Source organism: Halorubrum sp. AJ67, assembly GCF_000513435.1.
Map to the genome: position 1 here is coordinate 445,158 of NZ_CBVY010000003.1, position 5,522 is coordinate 450,679.

Consider the following 5,522-nt stretch of genomic DNA (forward strand, 5'->3'; position numbering starts at 1 on the left):
GTCGGCGTCGACGGCGACCCGGACGCCGCGTCGACGGATGCGGCGGACGCCGACGGAACCGTTCGCTGCCCGGAGTGTGGGAAAGAGACTGACCCGACGGTCGACTTCTGTCAGTGGTGTGCGGAGCCGCTGGGCGGAGAAGACGCGTCGTGACGCGGAAAGTGAGATAGTAGGAAAGCGAGAACGGAGAAAACGGGACCGCTGGCCCCCTCAGAAGAGGTAGAACAGCGGGAAGATGAACACCCAGACGATGTCGACGAAGTGCCAGTAGAGGCCGAAGTACTCTATCGGCCGCTCGTCGTCGAGGTAGTGGCCCTGGTACACCCTGACGAACAGGAAGAGGGCGATCACTAAGCCGAGCAGCACGTGGATCCCATGGAGCCCGGTCGTGACGTAGTAGATCGACGCCTGGATCGGGTCGCCGTGGGCGTTCGCGGAGATGGTGACGCCGCGGTCGAATATCTCGTGGTTCCACTCCCACAGCTTGATCGCCATGAAGGTGAACCCGAGCAGGATGGTCGTTCCGAGCGTCGCCAGCAGGCCCTGCCGGCTCTTCCGACGCGCCGCGACCAGCGCGAGGATGACCGTGAACGAGGACGTGATCAGGACGAACGTGTTGATCAGCCCCGGTAGCGACTCGGTCAGCGGCGACCACGTCATCCAGCCCGCGTTGTAGCGGACGAAGACGGCCGCCGAGATGAACGCGCCGAAGACGATCACGTCAGAGGCGAGGAAGAACCACATCCCCAGTTTCACCTTCTCGACGCCGTTGAACGGCCAGCGCTCGGCGAACTCGGTCGGCGGGGCGTAGAAGTCCTCTAGGCCCCACTTGACGCCGGTGTAGAGGAGCCCGACGAGACCGACGACGATCGCGGTCGGGTAGAGCGCGTTCGAGATCTGAACCTCGCTCTGCATGGCGCTGTCACCCAGCACGACTGTGACCGCGTCGGCGAAGCCGGAGAAGCCGAACAGCGTGATCCCGAGCGCTAACGAGAGCGCGAACGGCCAGATGCTCGCGTGGCTCGCGTGTTTGTCCCAGTAGGGGTACTCGGAGATGTGCGCCGAGTGGCTGTCGCCGCCGTCGGTGGCGACGTCGCCGTTGTCGTCGGTCTTCATCGCGGGACCGCCGTCCGGCACGAAGTCTTTCACGAACTCCAGTTTCCCGGAGGCGTACGACGGCCGGTTCGGCCAGTTCTCCAGCGGTGGGGGCGAGGAGACCGCCCACTCCGCCGTCCGCGAGTAGTCCCACGGGTTGTCGCCGGCCGGCTCGCCGGAGACGTAGGATTTCGCGAAGTTGTAGAACATGATGAAGAAGGACAGTCCGAGCACGAACGCGCCGATCGTCCCGAACTGGTGGTAGATCTGGAACTCGGGGTTGTACTCGAACACCCGGCGGGGAGTCTCCCAGCCGAGGAACATCGAGAAGTAGACGGCGTTGAACCCGAGGAAGAACACCACGAAGTGGAGCTTCCCGAGGAACTCGTCGTACATCTTCCCGGTTATCTTCGGGAACCAGTAGTAGGCCCCGCCGAACAGCGCCGTCGCCCCGCCGAACATCACGTAGTGGAAGTGCGCGACCACCCAGTAGGTGCCGCGGAACTCGTAGTCGAGGACGATGGCACCGAGGAAGACGCCCGTGATGCCGCCGAGTATGAACAGCAGCAGCGCGCCGAACGCGAAGAGGAACGGCGTCGTGAACTGAATCCGCCCCTTGATCAGCGTGTAGATCAGCGAGAAGACGACCAGGTCGAACGGGAGCGAGATCCCGATGGTCGTGGCCATCATCAGCGTCTTGATCTCCAGGTTGATCGTCGTCAGGAACATGTGGTGCATCCATACGAGGAACGACTGGACGGCGATCAGACAGATGGAGATGATCACCCACTTCCGGCCGACGAGCCGCCGCCCGGAGAACGTCTGGAACAGCTCCAGCATGACGCCGAGCGCCGGGAAGAAGACGATGTACACCTCCGGATGGCCGAAGAACCAGAACAGGTGGCCCCACAGCAGGGAGCCGCCCTCGGTCGCCGAGAAGTAGACGCTGCCGAGGACGCGGTCGGCCGCGAGGATGAGTCCGACCGCGAGCAGCGCGGCGAACGCGAACAGCATCATCCACACGGTCGCAAGCATCGACCAGGTGAACATCGGCATGTCCATTATCCCCATCCCCTCGGCGCGCGAGTGATGGATGGACGTGAGGAAGTTCACCGTCGACGCCGTGGTGCCGGTGACGAACATCGCGAGCGCGAGTACCGCACCGGTCGACCCGATGCTCGGCGTGTACATCGGCACGTTGAGCGGGGCGTATATCGTCCATCCGGCGGAGAGCGTACCGCCCTGGAAGAAGCTGATCGCGAGCAGGACGCCCGAGAACAGGTACAGCCAGTAGGACACCGCGTTGAGCCGCGGGAACGCGAGGTCGTCCGCACCGATCTGAAGCGGCACGAAGTAGTTCGCGAACCCGAACGCGAACGGCGAGAGGAACCAGAACACCATGATCAGCCCGTGGGCGGTGACCGCCTCGTTGTACGCCAGTCCGGAGAGGATCTGGCTCGTCGGGTCCCACAGCTGGAGGCGAATGAGAAGCGCCATCACGCCGCCGAACAGCAGGAAGAACAGTGCGGTGATCGTGTAGAGGATACCGATGTCCTTGTGGTTGGTCGTGACGAACCACCGCTTGACGGAGGTCGTCGGCGGAAGTCCGCTCATGCGCTCACCCCGCCCGCGGAGGGCGCGTCGAACGCGACGCCGGTGCTCTCGATGCTGGCGCTCTCGGAACCGTTACCGGTGCCCGCGTACCACTCCTCCCACTCGTCTTGCGGGATGACCGTAACCTGGCCCTTCATCTGGGAGTGACCCGGACCGCATAGCTCGAAGCACTCGACGCGGTAGGTCGCCTCCCCGCCTTGTGCCTCGACATCCTCAGAGCTTATCTTAAACCACGTCTCGCTGTACTCTCCGGGGATGGCGTCGGACTTTATCCGCAAGTCTGACGAGCCGAAGTTGTGCCACACGTCGCTCGACGTGATGTTGAGGTCGACCCGCTGATCGGCCGGAACGATCAGTTCACCCCGTTCGGTGTGGCCGTTCGGGTACTCGTACACCCAGCCGTACTGCTGTCCCTCGACGAGAATCTCGATGTCTCCGTCGTCCTGAACGCTCGGCCCGTCCTCAACGTAGAGGAGAAGCCCGTACGCGTACACGACGAGGCTGATGACGACGATGGCGCTCAGCCCGAACGAGAGGAACAGCTTCTTCGCTTTCGGACCGCCCTGTCCCGTCGGGAGCTCGCCGACCGTCGGCGCATCGAACTTCTCGTCCGATCGATCGCCGTCGTCGCGGTACTTGTACACGTTCCACAGCGTGTACGACACGACGATGGTGCCGACGAGCGTACCGAGCGCGAGGAAGACGAAGAAGATCTCGTCGAAGATCTCCGCCTGTGCGCGCCAGTCGCTCCCCTGTTGTAGGATAACTGGATCTATCATGTTCGTCTGTCTGCCCTTGTCTCTCCCTTAGCGATGGCACACTTATCTCTTGTGTAGCGGGGCGGACGATCGACGGTAGAGAACCCGGTTTCGCGCCGGTGTCGACCCCCCGGAGTCAGCCAGCGGAGCCGCGGTGTGGACCGTCGAGAGGGGGACGAAGCGCGCGCCAGGCGAGAGAGATGAAGACGTCGGGACGACAGGGCGAAAGACGCCGGAACGACGGGGCAGAGAACAACGCGTCGAAGGGTATTTGTACGCGCGAACGGAGGTCCCAATAACGGATATCCATGACATCACTCACCCTCTTGAGCACGGGCCTGATGGGCCTGCTCGTCGTCGCCACGTTCGTCGCAGTCGCCGAGATCGGAGGGAAGCGGTCCGCTCCCGGCCGCAACGAGAGCGGCGGACGCTACGAGGCCGTCGTCGCGACGCTCGGCGAGTTCGTTCGGACGCCGGTCGTGTGGGCGGTCTCGTTCGTCGGCGTCACCGTCCTCGTCGGCGGGAGTATCCTCCTCGGCGTCGGGAGCTTCGGTATCCCGGAGGCGCTCGCGGGCACGCTGGTGAACGTCGCGTACTTGATCGTCGGACTGCTGCTCGTCGGCTTCGTCTTCCTCGGTGCCTACTTCGCGACCCGGAGCCGTGGGCTCGGGAACGCGCACGGCGTCGCCGCCGGGACCCTCGCCACCGGCGCGGCGTTCCTCGTCCTCGTCACCGTCCAGTTGGTCGTCGGCGTCGTCGGCTGAGCCGCCCCGTCGGATCGTCTCGTCGGCCGCTACCGAACTCCGAGAACGGATACACCGTCAGCGACCGCCCTCGGCACTCGACTCCCGAAGTCCGCCGTCGAGACCGAGTCCGACGTAGCCGCCGTACCGGTCCCACACGACGACGAGCGACGGGACGAGCAGGATCGAACAGAGGTACGCGTAGAACACGCCCAGCGCGAGCAGGACGCCGAAGTCGCGCAGCAGGGGGATCACCGCGAGCCACAGGACGCCCAGCCCGGAGACGGTGGTGAGCATGCTGCCGGTGAGCGCCCCGCCCGTCCCGGCGATGGTGACGTCGAGCGCCTCGTCGACCGGAAGCCCCGACTTGTACTCGTCGACGAACCGGTGGACGAAGTGGACGGTGTAGTCGACGCCGAGTCCGATGGAGACAGAGAGGATCGGCGCGTTGATCGGCGTCAGCGGGATGTCGAGCAGTCGCATCGACCCGACGAGCAGGCCGACCGTGACGAGGACGGGGACGAGGTTCAACAGGCCGTACACCGCCTTCCCTTCGAGGTACGCGTACGACAGCGCCAAGAACAGCGCCGTGAGTCCGAAGGCGGTGAACAGACTGCGGATCGCGGACTCCGTCAACAGGTCGATCACCGCCTCGTTGACGACGAGAGAGCCGGTCGGGACGGCTTCGAGCGGGGTGCGCTCGGCGAGGGCGCGCACGTCCGCGACCGCCTCGGAGTTGTCGACGCCGGGTCGGATCGTGTAGTCGATCCGCGCGCTACCGCGGTCGGCGGCCACGTAGCCGCGCGCCTGCGTCTCGGCCGGGGAGTCGAGGAGCGCGTCGTACACCTCGTCGACGTTCCGGTCCGGCACGCCGTTGCCGAGGCGGTCGTTGCGCTCGACCACCGCGGCGAACTCGGGCTCCTGTGCGGCCCGGTCGTCGATCACGGTGACGACGCTCGTCGCGGCCGCGCGCCGCTCGTCGGTCGTCGCGAAGGTCTCGGGGGGGTTCCGCGTGGTCCGGTCGATCAGCTCTAAGGCGTCGTCGTCTCTGACCGGCTGGTCGACGTACAGCGTCACGGACCCGCCGAAGTTCTGTTCGAACTCCACCTCGAACAGCGTCAACACGTCGAGGAACGTGTACTCCGTCGGCGCGAACGGCTCCGGCAGGTCGGCGTACGTCTCTAGCCGGTCCTGGTCGGGGAAGAACGCCTCTTCCGAGAACTCCGTGTTCACGCCGGTACCGTACGCGCCGCCGGCCGCGCCGCCGACGAGGAGGAGGGCGACGACGACGACCGGGGCGAGACGGGAGAGG

At 65.3% G+C, this 5,522-nt stretch carries 4 protein-coding genes; 1 reads left to right on the forward strand and 3 read right to left on the reverse strand.

Annotation, left to right across the window (positions count from 1 at the left end; genetic code table 11):
• Window positions 1–210: 210 nt before the first annotated feature.
• Window positions 211–2,709 carry a cbb3-type cytochrome c oxidase subunit I gene (locus tag BN903_RS05405; protein WP_048076718.1) on the reverse strand — a complete coding sequence of 833 codons (2,499 nt, stop codon included), beginning with the start codon at window positions 2,707–2,709 and terminating at the stop codon, window positions 211–213.
• Complete coding sequence (coxB, locus tag BN903_RS05410) at window positions 2,706–3,488, reverse strand: cytochrome c oxidase subunit II (RefSeq protein WP_048076719.1); 783 nt, start codon at window positions 3,486–3,488, stop codon at window positions 2,706–2,708. Before coxB ends, BN903_RS05405 begins: the two co-directional genes overlap by 4 nt.
• 320 nt (window positions 3,489–3,808) lie before the next feature.
• Between coxB and BN903_RS05415 the strand changes: the two genes are divergently transcribed.
• Window positions 3,809–4,231, forward strand: a complete 423-nt coding sequence (locus BN903_RS05415; RefSeq protein ID WP_048076720.1) for a hypothetical protein — start codon at window positions 3,809–3,811, stop codon at window positions 4,229–4,231.
• 57 nt (window positions 4,232–4,288) lie between these two features.
• Here the strand turns inward: BN903_RS05415 and BN903_RS05420 are convergent.
• The coding region (locus tag BN903_RS05420; RefSeq protein ID WP_048076721.1) for an RND family transporter at window positions 4,289–5,522 on the reverse strand (1,234 nt) is incomplete at its 5' end.